The sequence below is a fragment of the Cereibacter changlensis JA139 genome (assembly GCF_003034985.1).
Classification (GTDB): Bacteria; Pseudomonadota; Alphaproteobacteria; order Rhodobacterales; family Rhodobacteraceae; genus Cereibacter; species Cereibacter changlensis.
Window position 1 is genome coordinate 1 of record NZ_PZKG01000037.1, and the last position, 23,959, is coordinate 23,959.

The 23,959-nt window shown below is 68.5% G+C and carries 19 protein-coding genes; 9 read left to right on the forward strand and 10 right to left on the reverse strand.

Annotation, left to right across the window (positions count from 1 at the left end; all coding sequences use genetic code 11):
• Together C5F48_RS10155 and C5F48_RS10160 are read right to left on the reverse strand one after the other, a co-directional pair.
• A partial coding sequence (locus C5F48_RS10155) for a sigma-70 family RNA polymerase sigma factor (RefSeq protein ID WP_146170576.1) occupies window positions 1–274 on the reverse strand: 274 nt, incomplete at its 3' end.
• 305 nt (window positions 275–579) lie between these two features.
• The gene (locus C5F48_RS10160; protein ID WP_107663798.1) at window positions 580–2,295 is read right to left on the reverse strand and encodes a methyl-accepting chemotaxis protein; all 1,716 of its coding nucleotides are present in this window, start codon (window positions 2,293–2,295) and stop codon (window positions 580–582) included.
• A gap of 167 nt (window positions 2,296–2,462) precedes the next feature.
• Here C5F48_RS10160 and C5F48_RS10165 point away from each other — a divergent pair, with 167 nt between their 5' ends.
• A complete protein-coding gene (locus tag C5F48_RS10165) occupies window positions 2,463–4,232 on the forward strand; it encodes an SLC13 family permease (RefSeq protein WP_107663823.1) in 1,770 nt (589 codons plus the stop codon).
• 15 nt (window positions 4,233–4,247) lie between these two features.
• Here the strand turns inward: C5F48_RS10165 and C5F48_RS10170 are convergent, their stop codons facing one another.
• From C5F48_RS10170 to C5F48_RS10180, 3 genes are all read right to left on the reverse strand, one after another.
• Window positions 4,248–5,222 carry a bile acid:sodium symporter family protein gene (locus C5F48_RS10170; protein ID WP_107663799.1) on the reverse strand — a complete coding sequence of 325 codons (975 nt, stop codon included), beginning with the start codon at window positions 5,220–5,222 and terminating at the stop codon, window positions 4,248–4,250.
• A 67-nt stretch (window positions 5,223–5,289) separates the two neighbouring features.
• Window positions 5,290–6,444 carry a M20 family metallopeptidase gene (locus C5F48_RS10175; RefSeq protein ID WP_107663800.1) on the reverse strand — a complete coding sequence of 385 codons (1,155 nt, stop codon included), beginning with the start codon at window positions 6,442–6,444 and terminating at the stop codon, window positions 5,290–5,292.
• 1 nt (window position 6,445) lies between these two features.
• Window positions 6,446–7,138 (reverse strand): GntR family transcriptional regulator, encoded by a 693-nt coding sequence (locus C5F48_RS10180; protein WP_107663801.1) that lies wholly within the window; start codon window positions 7,136–7,138, stop codon window positions 6,446–6,448.
• Between the two features lie 149 nt (window positions 7,139–7,287).
• Here C5F48_RS10180 and C5F48_RS10185 point away from each other — a divergent pair, with 149 nt between their 5' ends.
• Genes C5F48_RS10185 through C5F48_RS10205 form a run of 5 tightly spaced genes read left to right on the forward strand, consistent with a single transcriptional unit; the run spans window position 7,288 to window position 13,676 of the window.
• On the forward strand, window positions 7,288–8,790 hold the full coding sequence (locus C5F48_RS10185) for an ABC transporter substrate-binding protein (RefSeq protein ID WP_107663802.1): 1,503 nt from the start codon (window positions 7,288–7,290) through the stop codon (window positions 8,788–8,790).
• Between the two features lie 53 nt (window positions 8,791–8,843).
• Window positions 8,844–9,761 carry an ABC transporter permease gene (locus C5F48_RS10190; protein ID WP_107663803.1) on the forward strand — a complete coding sequence of 306 codons (918 nt, stop codon included), beginning with the start codon at window positions 8,844–8,846 and terminating at the stop codon, window positions 9,759–9,761.
• The gene (locus tag C5F48_RS10195) at window positions 9,758–10,648 is read left to right on the forward strand and encodes an ABC transporter permease (RefSeq protein ID WP_107663804.1); all 891 of its coding nucleotides are present in this window, start codon (window positions 9,758–9,760) and stop codon (window positions 10,646–10,648) included. Before C5F48_RS10190 ends, C5F48_RS10195 begins: the two co-directional genes overlap by 4 nt.
• Before the next feature lie 11 nt (window positions 10,649–10,659).
• On the forward strand, window positions 10,660–12,048 hold the full coding sequence (locus C5F48_RS10200) for a M20 family metallopeptidase (protein ID WP_107663805.1): 1,389 nt from the start codon (window positions 10,660–10,662) through the stop codon (window positions 12,046–12,048).
• Entirely contained in the window at window positions 12,045–13,676 is a 1,632-nt protein-coding gene (locus C5F48_RS10205; protein ID WP_107663806.1) for an ABC transporter ATP-binding protein, read from the forward strand. Before C5F48_RS10200 ends, C5F48_RS10205 begins: the two co-directional genes overlap by 4 nt.
• Before the next feature lie 53 nt (window positions 13,677–13,729).
• Here C5F48_RS10205 and C5F48_RS10210 read toward each other — a convergent pair whose 3' ends face one another.
• From C5F48_RS10210 to C5F48_RS10225, 4 genes are all read right to left on the reverse strand, one after another.
• Window positions 13,730–15,013 carry a TRAP transporter large permease gene (locus tag C5F48_RS10210; protein WP_107663807.1) on the reverse strand — a complete coding sequence of 428 codons (1,284 nt, stop codon included), beginning with the start codon at window positions 15,011–15,013 and terminating at the stop codon, window positions 13,730–13,732.
• Window positions 15,014–15,022: 9 nt separating this feature from the next.
• The gene (locus C5F48_RS10215; RefSeq protein WP_107663808.1) at window positions 15,023–15,544 is read right to left on the reverse strand and encodes a TRAP transporter small permease; all 522 of its coding nucleotides are present in this window, start codon (window positions 15,542–15,544) and stop codon (window positions 15,023–15,025) included.
• A gap of 71 nt (window positions 15,545–15,615) precedes the next feature.
• A complete protein-coding gene (locus tag C5F48_RS10220; protein ID WP_107663809.1) occupies window positions 15,616–16,590 on the reverse strand; it encodes a TRAP transporter substrate-binding protein in 975 nt (324 codons plus the stop codon).
• 36 nt (window positions 16,591–16,626) lie between these two features.
• The gene (locus tag C5F48_RS10225; RefSeq protein ID WP_107663810.1) at window positions 16,627–17,658 is read right to left on the reverse strand and encodes a GlxA family transcriptional regulator; all 1,032 of its coding nucleotides are present in this window, start codon (window positions 17,656–17,658) and stop codon (window positions 16,627–16,629) included.
• Between the two features lie 104 nt (window positions 17,659–17,762).
• Here C5F48_RS10225 and C5F48_RS10230 point away from each other — a divergent pair, with 104 nt between their 5' ends.
• The 3 genes from C5F48_RS10230 (at window position 17,763) to C5F48_RS10240 (ending at window position 22,621) form a co-directional block, all read left to right on the forward strand.
• A complete protein-coding gene (locus tag C5F48_RS10230; protein WP_308812749.1) occupies window positions 17,763–18,689 on the forward strand; it encodes an alpha/beta fold hydrolase in 927 nt (308 codons plus the stop codon).
• Window positions 18,690–18,878: 189 nt separating this feature from the next.
• Window positions 18,879–20,219: a DUF2254 domain-containing protein gene (locus C5F48_RS10235; RefSeq protein WP_170139739.1), complete on the forward strand. Its 1,341-nt coding sequence runs from the start codon at window positions 18,879–18,881 to the stop codon at window positions 20,217–20,219.
• A 206-nt stretch (window positions 20,220–20,425) separates the two neighbouring features.
• On the forward strand, window positions 20,426–22,621 hold the full coding sequence (locus tag C5F48_RS10240) for a putative bifunctional diguanylate cyclase/phosphodiesterase (RefSeq protein ID WP_107663812.1): 2,196 nt from the start codon (window positions 20,426–20,428) through the stop codon (window positions 22,619–22,621).
• Here the strand turns inward: C5F48_RS10240 and C5F48_RS10245 are convergent, their stop codons facing one another.
• A complete protein-coding gene (locus C5F48_RS10245) occupies window positions 22,622–23,806 on the reverse strand; it encodes an HPP family protein (RefSeq protein WP_107663813.1) in 1,185 nt (394 codons plus the stop codon).
• Window positions 23,807–23,959 lie beyond the last annotated feature (153 nt).

A 23,959-nucleotide genomic window follows, 5' to 3' on the forward strand; every position in this document is an offset into this window, starting at 1 on the left:
CCAGGGCCTGGGGCGCCAGACGGGCCGCGGCGGTCTCGCGCTGCCGTTCGGCGCGGCGGGCGCGGGCGCCGTCGATGAAGGCGTTGTGCAGGATCGACATCAGCCAGAGCCGCAGGTCGCCGCCCTTGCGGAAACTGTCGCGCCGCTCATGGGCGCGGAGCAGCGCGTCCTGCACCAGATCCTCGACGTCGGCGTCGTTGCGAGTCAGCACCCGCGCGTAGCGGCGCAGGCTGCCCAGCTGGGCCATGATGTCGAAGGGCGATTTGCGGTCCATCAGCAGGTATACGGAGCTGTGGGCCGAAACAGTCCATCAGGATGGAGATTTATTTGCTTCTGGCGGCGAGGGGCGGGGCGGAGCCGCGGAGGCCGGGAGGAAAACCGGCGGGAGGCGAGCCGTTCACGCGTGAAAATTGGAATAACCCGTTGGTGCAAAAGGAAATCGTCAAAGAATTTAGGGTTTTGTCAACCTTTGCCTCTCGGGCAGGCTTGCCGCAGCTCCGGAGGCAAAGGACTTCGCCGCGACTTCCCTTGCGAGGCGGCGGGCGGCCGATTGGTTGACGGCCCGCCCGTTCAAATGTGTCAGGCCCGCTTGAAGGCCGCGTCGAGGTCGCCATCGGATTCGTCGAGGCTGAAGTCGAAACCGCCCGACACGATCTTGCGCGGCGGAGGAGCGCTTGCCGGCGGGGCGCTTGCCACTGGAGAAGGGCTCGGCGCTGGCCGGGCCGGCTTGCGGGGGGCCGGCTCGGCCGCGCCGCCGCTCACCACCCGGAGCTTGGGCGCCGGCGCGGGGGATAGCTCGGGCCGGTCGGCGAGGCGGAAGTAGCCTGCGGTCTCTTCGAGCCGGCCCGCCTGCGAGGACAGATCGGTCGCGCCACGCGCCACCTCCTCGGAAGCGGAGGTGTTCTGCTGGGTGACCTTGTCGAGCTGCTGGATGGCGATTGCCACCTGCTGCGCCCCGGCGGCGAGCTCTCGCGCCGATACGGAGATGTCGGTCACCAGCGCCGAGGTGCGCTCGATGTCGGGCACCAGCTGGTCGAGCATCTTGCCGGCGCCGGAAGCCGCCTTCACCGTATTGGCCGAGAGCGCAGAGATCTCGGTCGCGGCGACCTGGCTGCGTTCGGCCAGCTTGCGCACCTCCGAGGCCACCACGGCGAAGCCGCGGCCATGTTCGCCCGCCCGCGCCGCCTCGACTGCGGCGTTGAGCGCCAGGAGATCGGTCTGCCGGGCGATTTCCTGCACCACGAGGATGCGGTCGGCGATGGCGCGCATCGCGCCCACCGCCTCGCCCACGGCCTGGCCCGAGGCGCGGGCGTCCTTCGCCGCCTTGGTCGCCATCACCTCGGTCTGGCCGGCGCTGTCCGCGGCCTGGTTTATGCTGGCGGCCATCTGCTCCACCGCGGCCGAGGCTTCCTCGGTGGCCGAGGCCTGCTGGTTCGCGCCCAGATTCAGTTGTTCCGAGGTCGACGCCATCTGGCTGCTGCCGGTCAAGACCTGCCGGGCGACCGAGGTGACGCCGCCGACCACCTCGCGCAGCTTCATCACCATGAGATTGTTGGCGCCGAGCAGTTCGGCGATCTCGTCGCGGCCCGTGATGGTGGCGGTGGTCGAAAGATCGCCAGCCGCGACGTTGCGCGCCAGCATCAGCGCCTGACGCAGGCCACGCCCGATCGACAGCACGATCCAGATCGCCGCACCGCTTCCCAGCACCCCGCCGATGCTGATCAGCAGGACGAGCGTCATGGCGGTCTGCCGGGACTTCTGTTCCGCAGCGACGGTGACCGCCGCGAGCCTGTCGAGCTGGCTTTGGACGAAGGCCTGCAAAAGCTCCTGACGTTCGATCTGCACCCTGACATAGGTCGGATCGGTCAGAACCTGCGCCACACCGGCAAGGTCGTTCTTTTCCGCAAGCTCAATCGCCGTGTTGTTGTAGGGACCGAGAATCTTCCGCATGTCCTGATACTTGGTCAGGAACGCCTCCCCCTCGGGACCGAGGTTCGCGGCCGTCAGCGCTTCGACTGCGGCGACCTGCTGCTTGCGGCTGTCCATGATCACCTGCTTGATTTCCGCCTTCGACGCCTCGTCCGTCCGGTAGAAATACTCGCGCAGCGCGACCTTCAGCTGCAGCTGGCCCTCGTTGATCTCCTCCGCATGCAGCACGTTCTGCATTTCCGTCTCCACCATGGCTTCGAGACTGGCGCCCAGAGCGTCGAGCGCCCTGAGGGCGAAGCCGACCGCCAGCCCGGAGAGAACGAGCACGATCAGAAAGGCGGCGGCGAGCTTTAGCTTGATGGTCATATGGATCCTCCAGAAGCGATTTCACCTGCTGACATCGGTGTGCAGCCTTATCGCCAACGTCGGGATATTCGGTGACAGAGATTAGCGAAGGGTGAAGCCCGCCACAGGAACTCCGGATGATTGTCGGCGTTTCACCGGGCGCGCCCTGCGCCAGCGACGGGACAGACATGACACCCCCACAGATTGCCGCCTTCGCCATCATCGCCGGGATGATGGCTCTCTTTCTCTGGGGGCGGCTGCGATACGATGTCGTCGCCATGCTGGCCCTCGCCGCCTCTCTGCTGGCGGGCACGGTGTCGCCGGAGGAGGCCTTCAGCGGCTTCAGCGACGACATCGTGATGATCGTCGCCAGCGCGCTGGTGGTCAGCGCCGCCGTGTCGCGGTCGGCGATGATCGAGGCGGCGCTGCGCTGGCTGGTGCGGCGGCTGAACACTTTCCAGGGGCAGATGCTGGTGCTGGTCGGGTCGGTGACGCTGCTGTCGGCGCTGATCAAGAACATCGGCGCGCTGGCGATGATGATGCCCGCCGCGATCAGGATGGCGAAGAAATCCCACAATTCGCCCTCGCTCTACCTGATGCCGATGGCTTTCGGGTCGCTGCTGGGCGGGCTGATCACCATGGTGGGCACCTCGCCCAACATCATCGTCTCGCAGGTGCGCGAGGATCTGACTGGCCAGCCGTTCCGGATGTTCGACTATGCGCCGGTGGGGCTCGGCCTGTCGCTGGTGGGGCTGGTGTTCCTCCTGTTCGCCTACCGGCTGCTGCCGGCCGACCGGCGGGCCGCGGCCTCGCTGGGCGAGGCGGTGAACATCAGCAATTACAGCACCGAGGCGGCGGTGCCGGAGGACGCGCTCGTCGTCGCCAAGACCATCGGCGAGTTCCTCAGCCTGTCGAACAGCGAGATCGCGGTGACCGGGCTGATCCGCGACGACCGCCGCCGGCCGGTGACCATGCCCGACACCGTGATCAAGCCCGGCGACGTGCTGCAGATGCGCGGCCAGCCGGACGAGCTGGAGCGCGCGGCGGCGGCCGGCGGGCTGACGCTGGCGCGGCAGCAGCAGGCGGCGGAGGGCGCCAAGGCGAAGCTGGGGGTGATCGAGGCGGTGGTGCGCACCGGGTCGCCGATCATCGGCCACAGCGCGATGCGGCTGCGGCTGTTCGAACAGCACGGGGTCAACATCGTCGCCGTGGCGCGGGCCGGCAACCGGATGACCGAGCGGCTGGGCGAGACCGCGCTGGAGCCGGGCGATGTGATCCTGCTGCAGGGGCCGCTCGACATCCTGCCGGACAGCATCCGCACGCTCGGGCTCTTGCCGCTGGCCGAGCGCGAACTGCGGCTGGGATCGGTGAGGCGCGACATCCTGCCGGTGGTGATCCTCGCCGTGGCGATGGGGCTGACCGCTTTCGGAGTGCTGCCGGTGGCCATCGCCTTCTTCGGCGCGGCGCTGGCGATGATCGTTACCGGCGGCATCAGCCCGGAGGCGGCCTATGAGGCGATCGAATGGCCGATCCTCGTGATGCTGGGGGCGCTGATCCCGGTCAGCGAGGCGTTGCAGACGACGGGCGGGACCGACCTGATCGGCGGGCTGTTGTCGAGCCTCGCCATGGGGTTGCCGGCCTGGGGGGCGCTGGCGCTGATCATGGTGGTGGCGATGGCGGTGACGCCTTTCCTCAACAACGCCGCCACCGTGCTGGTGATGGCGCCGATCGCCGCGACCTTCGCCGGCAGCCTCGGCTATACGCCCGACGCCTTCCTGATGGCGGTGGCGGTGGGAGCGGGCTGCGACTTCCTCACGCCGATCGGGCATCAGTGCAACACGCTGGTCATGGGGCCGGGCGGCTACCGCTTCGGCGATTATGCCCGGCTGGGCGCGCCCCTGTCGCTGCTGGTGGTCGTGGTGGGGACGCCGCTGATCCTGGCGGTCTGGCCGATTTGAGGCCCCGCCGCCGGCTCAGGCCGGTTGCGCCAGCGCGTCGGCGCGGCGGCGGGCGACCACGGCGCAGACGAAGAGCTGGGTCATGTGGAACATCATCACCGGCAGGATGATGGCGCTGACCACGCTCGGGGCGAAGATCGCCGTTGCGATGGGCAGGCCGCTGGCGAGGCTCTTTGTCGAGCCGCAGAAGAACAGCACCGCCCGGTCCTCGGCCGGCAGGCCGAGCACCCGGCCTGCCGCCTCCATCAGCCCCATGGCCAGCGCGAGGAAGACGGCGATGACGCCGAACAGGATGAGCAGCGTCTCGGGCGGGATCGAGGACCAGATGCCGGCCACCGTGCCGGCGCTGAAGGCGGAATAGACGATGAGCAGGATCGAGCCGCGGTCGACCATGCGCGAGAGCGTCATCTGCCGCTTGATGAAGCCGCCGATCCAGCGGCGCAGCGCCTGACCGAGGAGGAAGGGCAGAAGGATCTGGGTGCCGACCTTGAGGATCGCGTCGAGCCCCACGGCACCGCCGTCCTGATGCAGCATCAGCGCCACCAGCGCCGGCGTCAGCGCGACGCCGATCAGGTTCGAGAGCGAGGCGGCGCAGATCGCGGCCGGCACGTTGCCCCCGGCCATCGCGGTGAAGGCGATGGAGGATTGCACCGTCGAGGGCAGCACCGCGAGGAACAGCACGCCGAGCGCCAGCGTCGGGCCAAGGAGCCCGCCCACCGCGCTGGTGATGCCGAGACCCAGAAGCGGGAACAGCGCGAAGGTGGCGGCGAAGGTCAGGAGCTGCAGCTTCCAGTTCATCATGCCCTTCAGCACCGCCGCCGAGTCGAGCTTGGCGCCGTAGAGGAAGAACAGAAGCGCCACCGCCCAGAAGGTGATCTGGTGCAGGATGTCGGCCCCTACCCCCCGCGCCGGCAGCGCCGCGCCGAGCGCCATCATCGCCAGCAAGAGGAACATGTAGCCGTCGATGCCGACGCGTTTCAGATAGGTCATGTCTATTCCGTGGGTTTCAGCGGGCGCGCGGCCCGTCTTGCACTGTCGCGGCCGGGGATCGGAGCCGTCACAGGCCCCGGGCCGGCTTCTCATGCAGGGTGATGAGCAGGTTCGCAAGCATCGCCAGACGCGGCGCGATGGAGGGGACCAGCAGATGCTCGTTGAAGGTATGGGCGTCGGCGCCATCGGGACCGAGCCCGTCCAGCGTCGGCAGGCCGAGCGCGGCGGTGAAATTGCCGTCCGAGCCGCCGCCCGAGGTCATCGGCACCAGCGGATAGCCCATCGCCTCGGCGATCGGCCGCGCGGTTTCCAGCAGGGCCAGCGTGCCCGGCTCGGCGCTGAAGGCGGGGCGCGAGACGCCGCCGGTGATCTCGAAGCGGATGTCGGGATCGACGGGCGTCAGAGCCTCGATGGCTGCCGTCACCTCCTCCTGCGCCTGACGGTCGGGCAGGCGCACGTCGATGTCGAGCACGCAGAGCGCGGGGATGGTGTTGCGGGTGGTGCCGCCCTGGATCACGCCGACATTGACGCCGATGCCGCGCGCGGGGTCGTTCATCGCCTCCAGCGTCAGGATCAGCCGGGCGGCGGCGCGGATGGCGCTGCGCCCGTCCTGCGGGCGGGTGCCGGAATGGGCGGCGCGGCCATGCACCTCGATGCGGTAGATCGCCGAGCCGCGCCGCCCGGTGACGATCTTGCCGCCGTCGCGCGCGGGCTCCATCACCAGGACGGCGCGGGCCTTGCGGGCGGCGGCCTCGACGGCGAGGCGGCCGGCATAGGTGCCGGTCTCCTCGTCGGGGATGAAGAGCACGGTGGCGACGGTGCGGTCGCCGGCGAGGGCCAGCGCCTCCAGCGCCATCAGCGCGCCGCTCTTCATGTCATAGACGCCGGGGCCGAAGAGCTTGTCGCCCTCCTGGCGCCAGGGCAGCGGGCCGGCCAGCGCGCCCTTGGCATGGACGGTATCGAGATGGGTCAGGATGAGGATCTCGTCGGCACGGTCCTCGGGGCCGTGGCGGGCGATCAGCAGGTCGCCGGTGGCGTCATCGGTCGGATGCCGCGTGACGCTGAGGCCGAGCGCCGTGGCATGGGCCGCGGCGCGGTCGGCCATGGCGTTGACGGCGGCGGGATCGGCGGTCGGGCTTTCCAGCGAGACCCAGGCCCGCAGCTCCTCGAGGAAGGCCGGAAGGTCGATGTCCTCGGGACGGATGGGGTAGGTCTCGGTCATGTCAGGGATCCTGGTCGGGAAGGGGTTGTCGGGCGAGCCAATGCGCCACCTGCCGGCGCTTGGAGTCGAGATGCCGGCGCAGCACCGCGCCGAGCTTCGCGCCGTCGCGTTCGGCCAGCGCTTCCAGCATCTCCTCGTGTTCGGCGATGGCGGTGGACCATTCGTCATCGCCGATCCGGGCGATGAAGCGCAGGTTGACGATGCGGGTGAAGATCAGCTGGCGGGTGCTGTTGAGGGTCGCGTTGTCGGCGGCCTCGAAGATGGCGTCATGGATGCGGCGGTTGTGGGCGTAATAGCCGTCGAGATCGCCCGCGGCGCGGCAGTCGAGCATCGCGGCATGGTCGGCGCGGATCGCGGCCAGCTGCGGCTCGCTGATCCGCGGGGCGGCAAGCTCGCCGGCCAGCCCCTCCAGCGCGCCCATGACGACGAAGCTCTCGAGGATCTGGTCTTCCGAGACGGTGGCGACCGAGGCGCCGCGATGCGGGGTGACGACCACCAGCCCTTCGGCGGCGAGCGCGCGAATCGCTTCGCGCAGCGGGGTGCGCGACACGTTGAAGCTGGCGCAGAGGTCCTTCTCGTTCAGCTTCGAGCCGGGCGCGAGCACGCCGCGGGCAATCAGCTGGCGCAGACTGGCGACCAGATCGTCATGCAGGCTGCGTCGTTCTATCGGCACAATATCGGGCAACTGATCCACCCATGCTCAGTTTTTGTTCAGTTTTTGCACTTCCGGCCACGTAGGCCTCTCGAACAGGTCACAAAATTATGTATACAAAATTAAAACGCGTGAATAGCCTTTCCGAGAACGACGATGCGGCGAGCGCATAGACTGCAGAAGGGACCCAGATGAAACGAACTCTTGCATATACGACGGCCATCCTCCTCGGGCTGGGAACCGCCCCCGTCTGGGCCGGCCCCGATGACAACTCGCTGGCCTGGGCTTCCGACAGCATGCCTTCCAGCATCGATTTCTATACCCACACGATCCGCGAGGGCATCGTGCTGGGTCACCACATCTGGGACACGCTGATCTACCGCAACAACGAGACCAACCAGATCGAGCCGCATCTGGCCGAATCCTTCGAGTGGATCGATGACACCACGCTGGAGTTCAAGCTGCGCCAGGGCGTCAAATTCCATGACGGCAGCGACTTCACCGCTGACGATGTGGTCGGCACCGTCGAGTTCGTGACCACCAACACCACGGTGCAGCCGATCTTCTTCCTCGAGAGCGCAGAGAAGATCGACGACTACACCGTGCGGCTGAAGACCAAGGGCGTCTTCCCCGCCGTGCTGGAATATCTCGCCAATGTCGTGCCGATATATCCGTCGGACTACTATGCCGAGGTCGGGCCCGACGGCATGTCGCGCCAGCCCATCGGCACCGGCCCCTACCGCGTGACGGAGATCGTGCCGGGCGAGCGGGTCTCGATGGAGGCTTTCGGCGACTATTTCGGCGGGGTGAAGGGCAAGCCCTCGATCGAGAAGCTGGAATTCCGCCGCATCGCCGAGTTCAACACCCAGGCGATCGAGCTGATGACCGGCAATCTGGACTGGATCTGGCGCGTGCCGCCGGATGCGGTGCAGCAGTTCGAGGGCCAGTCGCAGCTGAAGGTCGAATCCGGCGACACGCTGCGGGTGGGCTTCATCGGTCTCGACGCCGCCGGCCGCACCGGCGACACGCCGCTGAAGGAGCTCGAGGTGCGCCGCGCGATCAACCACGCGATCAACCGCGACGGCATCCGCGAGGCGATGATCGGCCCGGGGTCGCAGACCATCGACACCGCCTGCGCCCCGCCGCAGTTCGGCTGCTCGGCCGAGGGGATGACGACCTACGAGTATGATCCCGCGAAGGCGAAAGAGATGCTGGCCGAGGCCGGGTATCCCGACGGGTTCTCGATCGACTTCTTCGGCTACCGCGACCGTCCCGTGGTCGAGGCGATCATCGGCGACCTGGCGGCGGTGGGCATCACCGCCAACCTGACCATGCTGCAGGCCTCGGCCATCGCTCAGGCCCGCAACGAGGGCCGCACCCCGATCTGGTTCCAGGCCTGGGGTTCGTCGTCGATCCTCGATGTCAGCGCCGGTCCGGGCTACTGGTACGACGGCTCGGCGGTGGACTATGCCCGCGACTCCGAGGTGACGGCGCTGCTGGAAGAGGGCAACACCACGATCGACCCCGAGGCGCGCAAGGCGGCCTATTCCAAGGCGCTGGTCCGCATCTCGGATCAGGCGCTGCAGGTGCCGATCTTCACCTATGCGCTGAACTACGTCTACAACAGCGCGCTCGACTTCACCCCCGTTCCCGACGAGACGCCGCGCTTCTTCGAAGCCAGCTGGAACGAGTGAGACAAGCGCCTGCGCGGAGTCTTCCGCGCAGGCCAACCGAATACTGGTGACATATGCTGCGATATCTGATGCAGCGGATCGGCCTGGCGCTGCTTGTCTGCGTGGCCGTTTCGCTCCTTGCCTTCACCCTTCTGAACGCCTCGGGCGATGTCGCCATCGCCGTGGCGGGTGAAGAGGCCACCGCCGCGCAGATCGAGGAGATCCGCGAGGATCTGGGGCTGAACCGGCCCTTGCCGGTGCGCTACGGCGAATGGCTGGGCAATGCCCTGCAGGGCGATTTCGGCAATTCGCTGTTCTTCCGCCAGCCCGTGGCCGAGCTGATCGCCTACCGGCTGCCCAACACGCTGACGCTGGCGGTCATGGCGCTCGGCGTGATGCTGGCGCTGTCGGTGCCCCTGGGCGTCGCCGCCGCGCTGAAGCCCAACAGCCTGCTCGACCGCTTCGCGATGCTGGTCGCGGTGATGGGACAGGCGATGCCGACCTTCTGGTTCGCGCTGATCCTGATCGTGATCTTCTCACTGACGCTGGGCATCGCCCCGCCGTCGGGGTCCGAGACGCTGGGCCATTTCGTCCTGCCCGCCATCGCTCTGGGATATTACTCCACCCCGCCAATGATGCGGCTGATCCGTCAGGGCATGATCGAGGCGCTGTCGTCGGACTATATCCGGACGGCCCGCGCCAAGGGGATCAGCAGCTGGAAGGTCGTGTTCAAGCACGCGCTGCGCAACGCGGTCATTCCGGTCGTGTCGCTGTCGGCGGTGCAGTTCGGCAACATGCTCGGCGGCTCGGTGGTGATCGAGACGGTGTTCGGCATCAACGGGCTGGGCTTCCTCGCCTGGGAGTCGATCTCGCGCATGGACCTGCCGGTGGTGCAGGCGGTGCTGCTGATCGTCGCCATCTTCTACGTCATCATGGTCCTGCTGGCCGATTTCATCAATGCCTGGCTCGACCCGAGGATCCGCATCCAATGACCAGCCCGGAACTCGTGCTTCCCAAAGCTCCCGCAACCCGCAAGGGCTTTGTCGCCCGCGCCCTCGGCAACCCGGTGTTCCTCTGCGGCGCCATCGTGCTGGGGCTGATCTTGCTGATGGCGGTCTTCGCGCCGCTGATCGCGCCCTATGACCCGCTGGCACAGGACATGCTGAACCGCACCGTCTCGCCGATCTGGCTCGACGGCGGCGACTGGGCGCATCCCCTGGGCACCGACGGCCTGGGCCGCGACTATCTGAGCCGCATCATCTACGGCGCGCGGATCTCGCTGCTGATCGGGGTCTTCACCGTCATCACCTCGGGCATCATCGGCACGCTGATGGGGGTGCTGGCCGGGTATTTCGGCGGGCGGATCGATCTGGTCATCAACTTCCTGATCATGACCCGGCTGACGCTGCCGGTGATCATGGTGGCTCTGGCCGTGGTCGCGATCTTCGGCGGCTCGCTGACGGTCGTGGTGCTGGTGCTGGGGCTGCTGCTCTGGGACCGCTTCGCCGTGGTCATGCGCTCCGCCGTGATGCAGATCCGCAATCAGGAGTATATCCAGGCCGCGCAGTCGATGGGCTATTCCACCCCGAAGCTGCTGGTGAAGGAACTGCTGCCGAACATCTTCGACCGTCTCGCGGTGATCGCCACCTTCGAGATGGCCCATGCCATCCTGCTCGAGGCCTCGCTGTCCTTCCTCGGCCTCGGGGTGCAGCCGCCGACGCCCTCCTGGGGGCTGATGGTGGCCGAGGGGCGGCAATACCTGCTGTTCGACAGCTGGCTGATCCTGATCCCCGGCGCCGCGATCTGCGTGCTGGTGCTGGCGATCAACATGATGGGTGACGGGCTGCGCGACGCCCTCGCTCCCGAAAACAGAAACTGAGAGAGACCGACATGACCCGTTCCACCGTCGTGGCCGCCGCTGGCGAATATGTGACAGGGGGCCGCTTTCTGGCCGACATGCAGGCGCGTCTGGCCATCCCGTCGGAAAGCCCGCGCGAGGACAGCGGCCCGGACCATCTGCGCTACCTGAACGAAGAGATGCGCCCGCTGCTGGAAGGCATGGGCTTCACCTGCCAGATCCTGCCCAACCCCAAGCTGGAGCGCATCCCGGCGCTCTTCGCCGAGCGGATCGAGGACCCGGCGTTGCCGACGGTTCTGACCTATGGCCATGGCGACGTGCTTTGGGGCATGGCGGGCGACTGGAAGGAGAACCGCAGCCCTTGGGAGGCGACGCTGGCGGGCGACCGGATCTATGGCCGCGGCATCGTCGACAACAAGGGCCAGCACGCGCTGAACCTCGCCGCGCTGCAACTGGTGCTGGAATCCCGCGGCAGCCTCGGCTTCAACGTCAAGGTGCTGATCGAGATGGGCGAGGAATCCGGCTCGCCGGGGCTGGCCGAGATGGCCGAGATCCACAAGGATCTGCTGCGGTCGGACGTGCTGATCGCCTCGGACGGGCCGCGGGTTTCCACCCATGTGCCGACGGTCTTTCTCGGGGCGCGGGGCGGGCATGGCTTCCACCTGATCTGCGATCTGCGCGAGGGCGCGCATCACTCGGGCAACTGGGGCGGGCTTTTGCCGAACGCGGGCATCCGTCTGGCGCATGCGCTGGCGACGATCACCGACGCCAAGGGCCGCATCGCGATCCGCGAATGGACCCCGGGCACGATCCCGGCCAATGTCCATGCCGCGCTGAAGGACATCGAGATGGAATTCGGCCCGGACGATCCCGAGACCGACCCGACCTGGGGCGAGCCGGGGCTGGTTGGCCCCGAACAGGTCTATGGCTGGTGCAACTTCGAGGTGCTGGCCTACAAATGCGGCCGTCCCGAGGCGCCGGTGAACGCCATCCCGGGCACGGCCAAGGCCACCTGCCAGCTGCGTTATGTCGTCGGCGTCGACCGCGAGCGCATCCTGCCGGCGCTGCGCGAGCATCTCGATGCCCACGGTTTCGGGGACATCCGGATCGAGCCGATGGACCGCGGCTTCTTCCGCGCCACCCGCACCGATCCCGACAACCCCTGGACCCGGCTGGTCGTCGCCTCGGTGCAGGAGACCACCGGCAAGAAGCCGGCGCTGCAGCCCAACTTCGGCGGCTCGCTGCCGAACGAGGTCTTCGCCGGGACCCTCGCCCTGCCGACGATCTGGATCCCGCACTCGCACCCCTCCTGCTCGCAGCATGCGCCGGACGAGCACATCATGGTCGATGTGGCGAAAGAAGCGGCGCAGATGATGGCGGGTCTGTTCTGGGACATCGGCGAAGGCAAGCTGCAGCCATGACCCAACCCGTTCTCTCGGTCCGCAACCTGACGGTCGATCTGCCGCCCAGCGGCGACCGGCCCCACGCGGTCAGCGGCCTGTCCTTCGACATCCACCAGAACGAGATCGTCTGCGTGGTGGGCGAGAGCGGCTCGGGCAAGTCGGTCACCGCCTTCACGGCGATGGGCCTTCTGCCCAAGGCGCTGAAACCCTCGGGCGGCGAGATGCTGTTCGAGGGCAAGGACCTGCTGAAAATGTCGAAGCGCGAGCATGGCCGGCTGCGCGGCAAGCGCATCGCCATGGTCTTCCAGGAGCCGATGACCGCGCTGAACCCCTGCTTCACGGTGGGCGACCAGATCGAGGAGATCTTCGCCGCCCACACCAGCCTGTCGAAGGCCGAGCGCAAGGCGCGGACCATGGCGCTGCTGGAAGAGGTCCGGCTGCCGGACCCGCCGCGGGTCTATTCCAGCTATCCGCACCAGCTATCGGGCGGCCAGCGCCAGCGCATCGTCATCGCCATCGCCCTTGCGATGGACCCGACGCTGCTGATCGCCGACGAGCCGACGACGGCGCTGGACGTGACGACGCAGGCGCAGATCCTCGCTATGTTCAAGACGCTGAAGACCACGCATAACGCGGGCATCCTCTTCGTCACCCATGACTTCGACGTGGTGGCCGAGATCGCCGACCGCGTGGTGGTGATGCAGAAGGGCATCGTGGTGGAGCAGGGCACGGCGGCGGAGGTGCTGAACAATCCGCAGCATCCCTACACCCGCCAGCTGATCGCCGCCGTCCCCCGCCGCCGCGAGGGCGCTGCTGAACCCTTGGACGAGAACATCGCGCTCCGGGTGCAGGGGCTGGAGAAGACCTATCACGTCCCGGGCTCGCTGATGAAGAAGCCGCGCACCGTGCATGCGCTGCATCCGACCGACTTCACCGTCAGGAAGGGCGAGACGCTGGGCATCGTCGGTGAGAGCGGCAGCGGCAAGACCACGCTGGTGCGCTGCCTGATCCGGCTGATCGATCCCGACGACGGGGCGATCTGGGTCGGCAACCGCAACTTCGCTCAAGGGTCGCGCAGCAGCCTGCGCGCGGCGCGCAAGGACATCCAGATCGTCTTCCAGGACCCCTACGGCTCGCTCAACCCGCGCCGGTCGGTGGGAGAGCAGCTGATCGGCGCGCCGATGAACTTCGGCGTGTCGCGCGAGGTGGCGCTGGAGCGGGCCAAGCGGCTGATGAAGATCGTGCGGCTGGAGGAGGATGCGCTCTATCGCTACCCGGCGCAGTTCTCCGGCGGGCAGCGCCAGCGGATCTGCATCGCCCGGGCGCTGATGGTCGAGCCGAAGATCCTGATCGCCGACGAGGCGGTGTCGGCGCTGGACGTGTCGGTGCAGAAGGAGGTGCTGCAGCTGCTGGCCGACATCAAGCGCGAGATGGGGCTGACGATCCTGTTCATCACCCATGACCTGCGCGTCGCCTCGCAGATCTGCGACAACCTGATCGTGATGAGCAAGGGCCGCATCGTCGAGCGTGGCACGGTGGACGAGGTCTTCGGCAATCCGCAGGACGCCTATACCCGCCAGCTGCTCGCCGCCATGCCGGGCCGTGGCTGGGATGTGCCGGACCTGGAGGCGGTCGCCGCGGTCTGAGCCGGCTTTGGACAGCGGAAGGCCGGGGCGCCCTGCCCCGGCCTTTTTGCGTTTCAGAAGCCGGAGAGCCGCGGCAGGAAGGTGGTGATCGCCGGCAGGAAGCTGAGCATGATCAGGATCAGCAGGTTCGCCGCCATGAAGATCGGCATCTCCTTGAGGATCTGCGCCACCGGCACCCTGCCCACCGAGGAGACCACGAAGAGCAGGCTGCCCACGGGCGGTGTCACCAGCCCCATCGTCAGGTTGACGATGACGAGGATGGCGAAATGCGTGGGGTCGATGCCCATCGAATGCGCGATGGGGGCGAGGATCGGCACGAGGATCATCACCCCCGGCAGCGGGTCCATGAAGCAGCCGAAGATCAAAAGCGCCACATTGACCACCAGGAGGAAGGCGATGGGCGACAGGTTCATGTCGACGATGTATTGCGCGGCGTCCTGCGGGATGCGTTCGATCACCAGCACCCAGGCGAAGGCGCGGGCGGCGGCGAGGATCATCAGGATCGCGCCGGAGGTCACGGCGGAGGCGAGCAGGATCTCGGGGATCGCGCGGAGCCGGAGGGTGCGATAGAGGAACATGCCGCAGAACAGCGCGTAGAACACCGCCATGACCGAGGCCTCGGTCGGGGTGAAGATCCCCCCACGGATGCCGCCGATCACCACGACGATCAGCAGGAGCGCCGGGATGGCATGGACCGTGTTGCGCAGGATCTGCGGCAGCGGCGGCACCGGGGTTTCCGAGCGGTAGCCGTGCCGGAAGCTCTGGATCATGTTCACCCCGGCGTAGATCAGCGCGATCAGGATGCCGGGCAGGATCCCCGCCATGAAGAGACCGCCGACTGAAACACGCTCGTCCTGCATGGCGTAGATGATCATGGTGATCGAGGGCGGGATGATCGGCCCGACCACCGCCGCCGAGGCGGTGAGCGCCGCGGCATAGGAGCGGGGATAGCCCTCCTTCTCCATCATCTTCATCATCATGCCGCCCGGCCCCGCCGCATCGGCCAGAGCCGAGCCGGAGATCCCGGCGAAGAGCGTCGAGGACAGCACGTTGGCATAGCCGAGCCCGCCGCGCGCCCGGCCGAAGAACTGCGCGGCGAAGCGCAAAAGCACCGCCGTCATCGCGCCGCCGGTCATCAGCTCGGCCGCCAGCACGAAGAAGGGCACCGCCATCAGCGGGAAGCTGTCGAGCCCGGTGAACATCTCCTTCACCACGACGATGACCGGATACTTGCCTTCGATCAGCACCGCGCCGAAGGCCGAGATGGCCAGCGCGAAGACGACCGGGAAGCCTGCGATCAGCAGGATGGCGAAGAGGAGGACGAGCGCGAGGGTCATGGGGTTTCCTCAGCCGCCGACCGCCGAGCCATGCTCGTGCGTGTCGGCATCGAACCGGCCTTGCGTCACGAAATGGCGCGAGACCAGCAGGATATGGATCATCAGGAGGCCGAAGCCGATCGGCATGGCGCGGTAGATATGGCTGAAGGAGATCCGCGTCGCCGGCGTCACCTGCCGCCCCATGCGCGAGACGTATTCGAGGCCGGACCAGATCATCCAGCCGCAGAACACGAGAAGCACCAAGAGCATCGCGGTGCGCAGGAGGCGCGCGGCGCCCTGGGGCAGCCGCAGGTGGATCTGGCTCACCGCCACCAGCAGCCCGCCGCGCAGCGCCAGACCGGCGGAGAGGAAGGTCATGTAGATCATCAGGTAGCGCGCGACTTCCTCGGCCCAGACGATCGAGTTGTTGGTGAAGAAGCGCAGCATGACATTGGCGAAGACGAGGCAGGCCATCGCCGCCAGCGCCAGGATGACGGCCCCGCGGTTCAGGGCGAGAAAGGCCTTCTCGGCCGTGCTGAGAAACGGGCTCATCGGAGGGTCCTTGCTGCGGCCTGCGCCGGGGGGCTTGCGGGCGACCCCGAAGGGCCGCCCGCCGCGCCGGCTTACTTCGCGTCCGAGATCTGCTGGATCAGCTCGGCGCCGAAGGTCTCGGCATAGTCGGCATAGGCCGGGGCCAGAGCCTCCTTGATGACTTCCTTCTGCTCGACGCTCAGCGTGTTCACCGCCATGCCGGCGTCTTCCATCGCCTTGGCGCCGGTGGCCTCGGCGTTGTCGACGAAGGCGCGCATCGCCAGACCGCCCTCGACGGCGCCCTTGCGGAAGGCTTCCTTCTCCTCGTCGGTCAGGCCTTCCCAGAAGATCTGCGAGACGAAGAACACGTTCGGCGCATAGACATGGCCGGTGAGCGTCAGGTTCTTCTGCACCTCGTTCAGCTTGGACGAGACGATGACCGAGAGCGGGTTTTCCTGCCCGTCGATCGTGCCCTGCTCCAGCGCCGAGACCACCTCGGGCCAGGCCATCGGGGTCGGCGCCGCGCCGAGCGTCTGGAAGGCGAGGATGTGCACCGGGTTTTCCATCGTGCGCAGCTTCAGCCCGGCCAGATCGGCGGGCGCGTTGATCGGCGCGCGGTTGTTGGTGATGTGGCGGAAGCCCTGCTCGCCCCAGGCCAGGGCGATCAGGCCCTGATCCTCGAACTTCGCCAGCATCTCCTGGCCGATCGGGCCGTCGAGCACCGAGCGGGCATGTTCGAAGTCGCGGAACAGGAAGGGGATGTCGAAGACGCCGACCTCGGGGACGAAGTTCGACAGCACGCCGGAGGAGACGATGGTGGCCTCGACCGTGCCGAGCTGCAGCCCCTCGATCACCTCACGCTCGCCGCCGAGCGCCGAGGCGGGGAATTCGACGAAGTCGAAGCGGTCGCCGACCAGACCCTCGGTGACCTCGATCCATTTCTTCGACCCGGCGCCGTAATGCGAGTTCTCGGCCAGCGCATAGCCGATCTTCACCTCGACCGGATCGGCCAGGGCCGTGCCGGCCAGCAGGGCGCCCATCGTCGTCAGGGCAACGAACTTTTTCATTCCCATAAGTTTTCCTCCGCGAATTACGTTGATTGCCTACCTACTTTCCATTTGTTGCGTTGACAATGCACAGAGGCGCTCCGGTCTTGCCTCCGGCGAGGGCGGGCCGGCGATGCCGAACTGCTGGCGATAGGCGGCGGGCGGCAAGCCGGTCAGCCGCTGGAACAGCTTGCGGAAGGCGGCGGGGTCGGCGTAGCCGACATCCCAGGCGATGCGATCGACCGGGGTCAGGCTCTGCTCCAAGGCCTCGCGCGCCTTGGCGATGCGGACCTGCTGCAGATATTCTACCGGGGTCAGGCCGGTGGCGGCGCTGAAGCGGCGCAGGAAGGTGCGGCCGGTCATTCCCGCCGCGGCGGCCAGCTCGGCCACGCCCTGCAGCGTCGCGGCCTCGGTGTGGATCTGGTGCTGGCTGCGCCGGATCGCCTCGTCGGCATGGTCGAAGCGCGGCACGAACTGGGCGAAGGGCCGCTGGCTGTGGCGCGGCGGCTCGATCAGCAGGAAGCGCGCCGTGGCCAGCATCGTCGCCGGGCCGAGCAGCCGCCCGACCAGCGTCAGCCCCAGATCGGCCCAGGCGAGGATGCCGCCGGCGGTCATCAGGTCGCCCTCGTCCAGCACCATGTGCTCGGCCGCCAGTTTCACCTTGGGGAAGCGCTGCGCCAGTTGCCCGGCGAAGGCCCAGTGGGTCGTGGCGCGTCGGCCGTCCATCAGGCCGGTCTCCGCCAGCAGGAAGGCCCCGGCACAGACCGAGCAGAGCGTGGCGCCCCCCGCATGCTGCCCGCGCAGCCACTGCGCCGCGCCGGGCGCCGGGGCCATGTGTTCGGGCATGATGAGGCTGGGCGGGGCGATCACATGGCCGAGCCGGTGCGCCGGCCCCGGATGGCTGTCCCAGACGCAGGTCGCGCCCTCCTCGGTCGCCTGCCAGTGCGAGACCCGGATGGCGCGGCTGGTCTCGCCGGTCCATTGCCCGGCGATGCGGAACAGGTCGGTCAGCCCGTGGATCGCCGCCAGCTGGCAGTCCGGGTAGATCAGCAGGCCGATTTCCGCGACGAGCTCGGTCTTCTGCGACATTGTCCGTTCCGCCCCGATTGTTGCCATTTCCGCCGAGCCTCTTTCTGCGCGTCACGGCGTAGCTTGTCCATACGGAACAGAAAGGCAGCGCAATGACCCTCGACATGACCAGACGCACGGCGATCGCCACCGGGGCCGCAACCGCCGCCCTGCTCCTCATGCCCCGCCCCCTCACCGCTCAAACCCAAGGAGACCTCATCATGGCCACGTTCACCACCACCGACGGCACGACGCTCTTCTACAAGGACTGGGGCCCGCGCGATGCGCAGCCCGTCGTCTTCCACCACGGCTGGCCGCTGTCGGCCGACGACTGGGACACCCAGATGCTCTACTTCCTCGAGCAGGGTTACCGGGTCATCGCCCATGACCGCCGCGGCCATGGCCGCTCGGACCAGACCGACAGCGACAACGACATGGACACCTATGCGCAGGACATGGTCGAGCTGGCCCGGGCGCTGGATCTGAAGGATGCGATCCACATCGGCCATTCGACCGGCGGCGGCGAGGTGGCGCGATACGCCGCCCGGGCCGAGCCGGGCCGCATCGCCAAGGCGGTGCTGATCGGGGCGGTGCCGCCGATCATGCTGAAGACCGAAGCCAACCCCGAGGGCATCCCGCTGGAGGTCTTCGACGGCTTCCGCGCCTCGCTGATCGCCAACCGGGCGCAGTTCTTCCTCGATATCGCCTCCGGCCCGTTCTACGGCTTCAACCGCGAGGGCGCCAAGGTGAGCGAGGGGCTGGTGCAGAACTGGTGGCGGCAGGGCATGTCCGGCGGCGCCAAGGCGCATTACGACTGCATCAACGCCTTCTCGGAAACCGATTTCACCGAGGATCTGAAGGCGCTGACCATCCCGGTCCTGGTGCTGCACGGCGAGGATGACCAGCTGGTGCCGATTGCCAACTCGGCCCATCTGGCGATCAAGCTGCTGCGGAACGGCACGCTGAAGACCTACCCCGGCCTGTCGCACGGGCTCTTCGCCACCCATCCCGAGGTGATCAACCCGGACCTGCTGGCCTTCGCCCGGGCCTGAAGGGAGGGGGCGGGCGCGGCCCGCCCCTTCTCACCCGCCAAGGATCAGGGCCGGACCACGGCCCCGATCATCCCCTCGCGGTGCTCCACCGGGAACCTCCCGCCGGCTGCGATGTTGCCCGCATGGCTCGACCTCCAGGCCGGAATCCTCCCGCCCCGGGAGAGACGCAGGAGCCGGAGGGATCGCCGCATGACCCGGGAACATCTGAGGACCTTCTGGGAAAACATGCGGACCAGCTTCTGGTTCGTGCCCTCGCTGATGATCGGCCTCGCCGCCCTCCTCGCGTGGGGCGCACGGCTGGTCGACCGGCGGGTGGCGGAGGGCGGCGAGCTGCCGCTGGTCTACCGCGCCGCGCCCGACACCGCCCGCGATCTCGTGGCGACGCTGCTCACCTCGATGATGACCATGACCAGCCTGATCTTCTCGATCACCATGGTGGTGCTGAGCCTCGCCTCCAGCCAGTTCGGCCCACGGCTGATCCGCATCTTCATGGCCAGCAAGCGGACCCAGTTCGTGCTGGGCTGCTTCGTCATGACGATCGTCTACTGCCTGCTCTTGTCGGCGATGCTCGGCGCGGTCACGGGAAGTGACGCGCTGCCGCTGCCGAGCGTCACGCTGGCGGTGGCGCTGGTCGCGCTCAGCGTCTGCCTGCTGGGCCTGTTCCAGCATGTGCTGGCCCGGTCGATCATGTCGGAGACGGTGGTGCGGCGGGTCGGCGGCGAGCTCGACGCGCTGATCCGCGGTTTCGAGCCGCTGATGGGCCCGCCGGAAGAGACGCCGGAGCGGCTCTTGCCGGAGCGCTTCGCCGAGGAGGCGTTCCGCTTCGGGCCGGGCAAGGGCGGCTATATCCGCGCCATCGCCTTCGGCCGGCTGGTCGAGGTGGCCCGGGAGGCCGATTGCCTCGTCGGCCTCGATTTCCGCGCCGGCGATTTCGTGGTGGAGGACGGCAAGGGCATCGGGCTGATGCCGCCGCACCGCTCCGACAGGCTGTGCGCCGAGGTGCGGGAGACCATCGTCATCGGCGCCCACCGCACCCCGGTGCAGGATGTGGAATTCTCGATCCGGCATCTGGTGGAGGTGGCGCTGCGGGCGATGTCGCCCTCGCTGAACGACCCCTATACCGCCATCGCGGTGATCGACCAGCTGTCGGCCACGCTGTCGCTGCTGTTGAACCGCGAGCTGCCGCCGGGCGTGTTCCGCGACGCCGAGGGGGTGGTGCGGGTGATCTGCCCGCGTCCGACCCATGCCAGCGTCATCGGTGCCGCCTTCGACCAGATCCGGCAGAACGGCGCGGAAAAGCCGGTGATCGTGATCCACCTGCTCGAGGCGATCGAGCGCATCGCGCCGCATGCCCGGCTGCCGGCGCAGCTCGACCGGCTGGGCGAGCAGGTGGCGCTGATCCTCGGCGAGGCGCCGCGCGACAGGCTGCAGGAGGCCGATCTCGGCGTCATCCTGCGCCGGGCGGAGGCGGCGCATTCCGCCCTGCGCGACCGCCGGCTGGCGCTGAGCGAGGGTCGCGCAGCGGGTTGAAGGCTGACACAGGCCTGCATCGACCCCGGTGAGCCGCCTCCGCGGCTTGGCAACATCGGCGACCAATATGCGTAAAACTTGTGCGGCAAACTTGCCATTCCGGCGGTCACGCACTACCCCCGCGTGTAGAGAATCAAGTCCCGGGACTTCCCCCGCGCGCCTCCGGCAGACCCTCCCGGACCGAGGCCGACGATTCCAGGGAAACCATGACACGCCGGTTCAAGACCCACGCCTTTCCCGCCAGACTCATTGCCCTCATCGCGGCGGCGGCGGCGCTTGCGCTGCTGAGCGTGGTTCTCGTTGCGCGGCAAGCGGTGCGCGAGGTGGACGCCGACGCCTTCGAGCACCAGCGCGCTTTCGTCGAACGCGCCGTGCAGGCGGAGGCCGAGCGGATCCCGGTTGAACAACGTGCCTCAACCTATTGGGATGACGCGGTTCTCCAAACGCGGGCCAATGATCAGGACTGGATGGACGACAATCTCGGCCTCTGGATGCAGGACTTCTACGGCCATGACCGGAGCTATGTCCTCGGTCCGGATGACAGGCCGGTCTATGGCGCGGTGGACGGCAGGCGGCTCGACCCCGCGGTGCCGATCCAACTCGACGGGCGGCTGGCGGAACTCGCCTCGAGGTTGCGCGGCCTGATCGCAGAGACGCAAGCCGGGGCGGAGGATCCGGCGGAGGCGGTGGCAGAGCTGTCCTTCGGCTCGACGATCCTGCTGGAGGGCCAGCCGGTGCTTGTCTCGATCACGCCGATCATGCCGGACAGCGACGGGGCGACGCAGGCGGCGGGCCAGGAATACCTGCATGTCGCGGTGCAGGATCTGGACGACGCGCTCGCCCGCCGGATCGGCGAGGCGGACAACCTGCGCGACGCGGCCTTCGTGCGTGAGGCGCCGGAGGGGCAGGCCCAGGTCGCGCTGCACGACGCCGGGGGCGCACCGCTGGTCTGGTTCACCTGGACCCCCGACCAGCCGGGGCTGCGGCTGGTGCAGACCATGAAGCCGGTGGTGACGCTGTTCGGCCTGTTCAGCCTCGGGCTCTTCGTCGCCCTCGTGGTCCGGCTCTGGTTCTCGGCGCGCTACCTGCAGCGGAGCGAGGCCGAGGCGCGCTATCTCGCCAGCCATGACGCGCTGGCGGGCCTGCCGAACCGGATGCATTTCGAGGAGCGGCTGGCCGAGGCCCTGCCGGCGGCGCGGGCCGGCGGCGCGCGGATGGCGCTGATCAGCGTCGATCTCGACCATTTCAAGAAGGTGAACGACACTCTGGGCCATGCCGCCGGCGACGAGCTGATCCGGCAGGTCTCGTCGCGGATGCTGGCGCAGGTCCGGCGCAGTGACACCGTGGCCCGGCTCGGCGGCGACGAATTCGGCATCATCCTCATCGGCATGGCCGAAGGCGAGGCGCTGGCCACGTTCTGCGCCGGGCTCGTGCACCTGCTGTCGCTGCCCTACCAGCTGCAGGCGGGGCTGGTGCAGGTTTCGGCCAGCATCGGCGTGGCGACCGCCGAGGAGGTCGGCGGCGGTGTCGAGGCGCTGCAGCGCGCGGCGGATGCGGCGCTCTACCGGGCGAAGCTGGATGGCCGGTCGCGCTTCTGCATCTTCACCGAAGCGATGGACGACGGGCTGCGCCGCCGGCACGAGATCGAGCGCGACCTGCGGCTGGCGCTGGCCGCCGGCGACCAGTTCGACGTGCATTACCAGCCGATCCTCGACCGCGACGGCTCGCTCTTCGCCGCCGAGGCGCTGCTGCGCTGGCCCGGCGCGCCGGGCGGCCCGGTCCCGCCCGAGCTGTTCATCGCCGTGGCCGAGGAGAGCGGCATGATCGAAGAGCTCGGGCTCTGGGTGCTGCGCGAGGCCTGCGCCTTCGCGCAGCAGATGGCGCTGCCGAAGATCTCGGTGAACGTCTCGGCGGTGCAGCTGCGCTCCGTGCGGTTCACCGCCGACGTGCTGGCGGTGCTGGAAGACACCGGCCTGCCGCCCGAGCGGCTGGAGCTGGAGCTTACCGAGCGTTGCGCGCTCGATTCCGGCGCCGCGACGCATCGCAACCTGAAGGATCTGCGGGCGGCAGGGGTGATGATCGCGCTGGACGATTTCGCCACCGGCCATTCGCTGCTGCAATACGTGCGGGATTTCGACATCGACGTGATCAAGATCGACCAGTCCTTCGTCAGCCGGCTCGGCTCGGTGGACGGGACCGACCAGGTGGTGCGGGCGCTGGTCGATCTCGGCCACGCCATGGGGCTGGAGATCATCGCCGAAGGGGTGGAGACCGAGGCGCAGCGCGAGGCGCTGATCGGCATCGGCTGCCATATCTTCCAGGGCTATCTGCTGGGCCGGCCGTTGAGCCGCGAGGCCTTCCGCGGCGCCGGCTTCCCGCAGGCCGGGGAGCGGCCCGCCTGATCAGCCGGCCTCGGACTGCTCCGGTCCCAGGCTGCGCCGGGCAAGCGCGGCGATCAGGTCGGTGCGGGTCACGATGCCGACGATCCGGCCCTCGTCGAGGACGGGGACGGCGGCGCAATCCCCTTCGGAGAGCATCGGAAGCAGGGCCCCGGCCGGGGTGCTCTGCTCGGCGCGGGGCGTCGCGGTATCCATAATGTCGCCGGCCCGCACCGGCGCGGTGGGCCGGGGGCCGAGCAGAAGGGCCATGGCGCGGGAGAAGCCGCGGTTCTGCCGCAAGGCCTCGTCGCGGCCGCGGCGGATCAGGTGGATCTGGAAGATCACGCCGAGGAAGGCGCCTTCGGCCCCGACCACGGGCAGCGAGGTGAAGCCGTGCTGGCGGAACAGCTCCGCCACCGACAGCAGCGGCGTCTCGGGCCCCACCGTCACCAGATCGCGCGACATGATGTCCCCGGCCGTCAGCGGCCCGGCGCGGTGGCCGGCGGCGCGGATCTGGGCCGCGCCGATGAGCCGGGCGAGATCCTCCACCCCGAGGTTCAGCGACTGGCGGTAGCGCTGCAGGATCTCGGTCAGCTCCGCCTCGCTCAGCCCCAGCCTTTCGGCGGGCGCCTTGTCGGCGGTGCCCGCCGGGCTCGGCGCCTCGAACTGGCGCAGCGGGTAATGCCGCCCCGTGGCGCGGGCGTAGAGCACCGCCGTCAGCACCAGCACCGCCGTGCCGAGGGCGACTGGGGCGAGGACGAAGCCGAAGCCCAACTCCCGGATCTGATCCGGGCTGAGGGCGGCGGTCATGGCGATGGCTCCACCCGGCGGATGCATCGCCCGCGCCAACCCCATGGCGATGATCGCCAGCCCCACCGCCAGCACGACGCGGAGCACCGGATCGGGGACCGACAGGCAGACCGCAACCCCGACGCTGGCGGCTGCGGCATTGCCCACCACCGCCGACCAGGGCTGCGCCAGCGGGCTGTTGGGGATGGCGAAGACCAGCACCGCCGTCGCGCCGAAGGGGGCGATGAGATAGAGCCCCAGCACCGGGTCGACCGTCGGCCCCAGCACGAAGGCCCCGAGCAGCGCCAGCCCCAGCATCGCGCCGAGACCCGCCCGCGCCGCCTCGCGCAGCGGCACCGCGGCGATGGCGGGACCGAGGCCGAGGAGGATCCGGCGCTGGAGGGAAGGTCGCGGGCTCATGGTGGGACCGTCCTACGACCGTTGCCGCGCCATATCCACCCCCTGCGGGGCGGAAGGGGGCGGCGTGAGGTGGGAACGCAGTTTGCGTCCACCGCTGGCGACACTGGCGTCCGAGACCGCTGCTCCCTGCCCGAAATCACCGCCTTGCGGTTG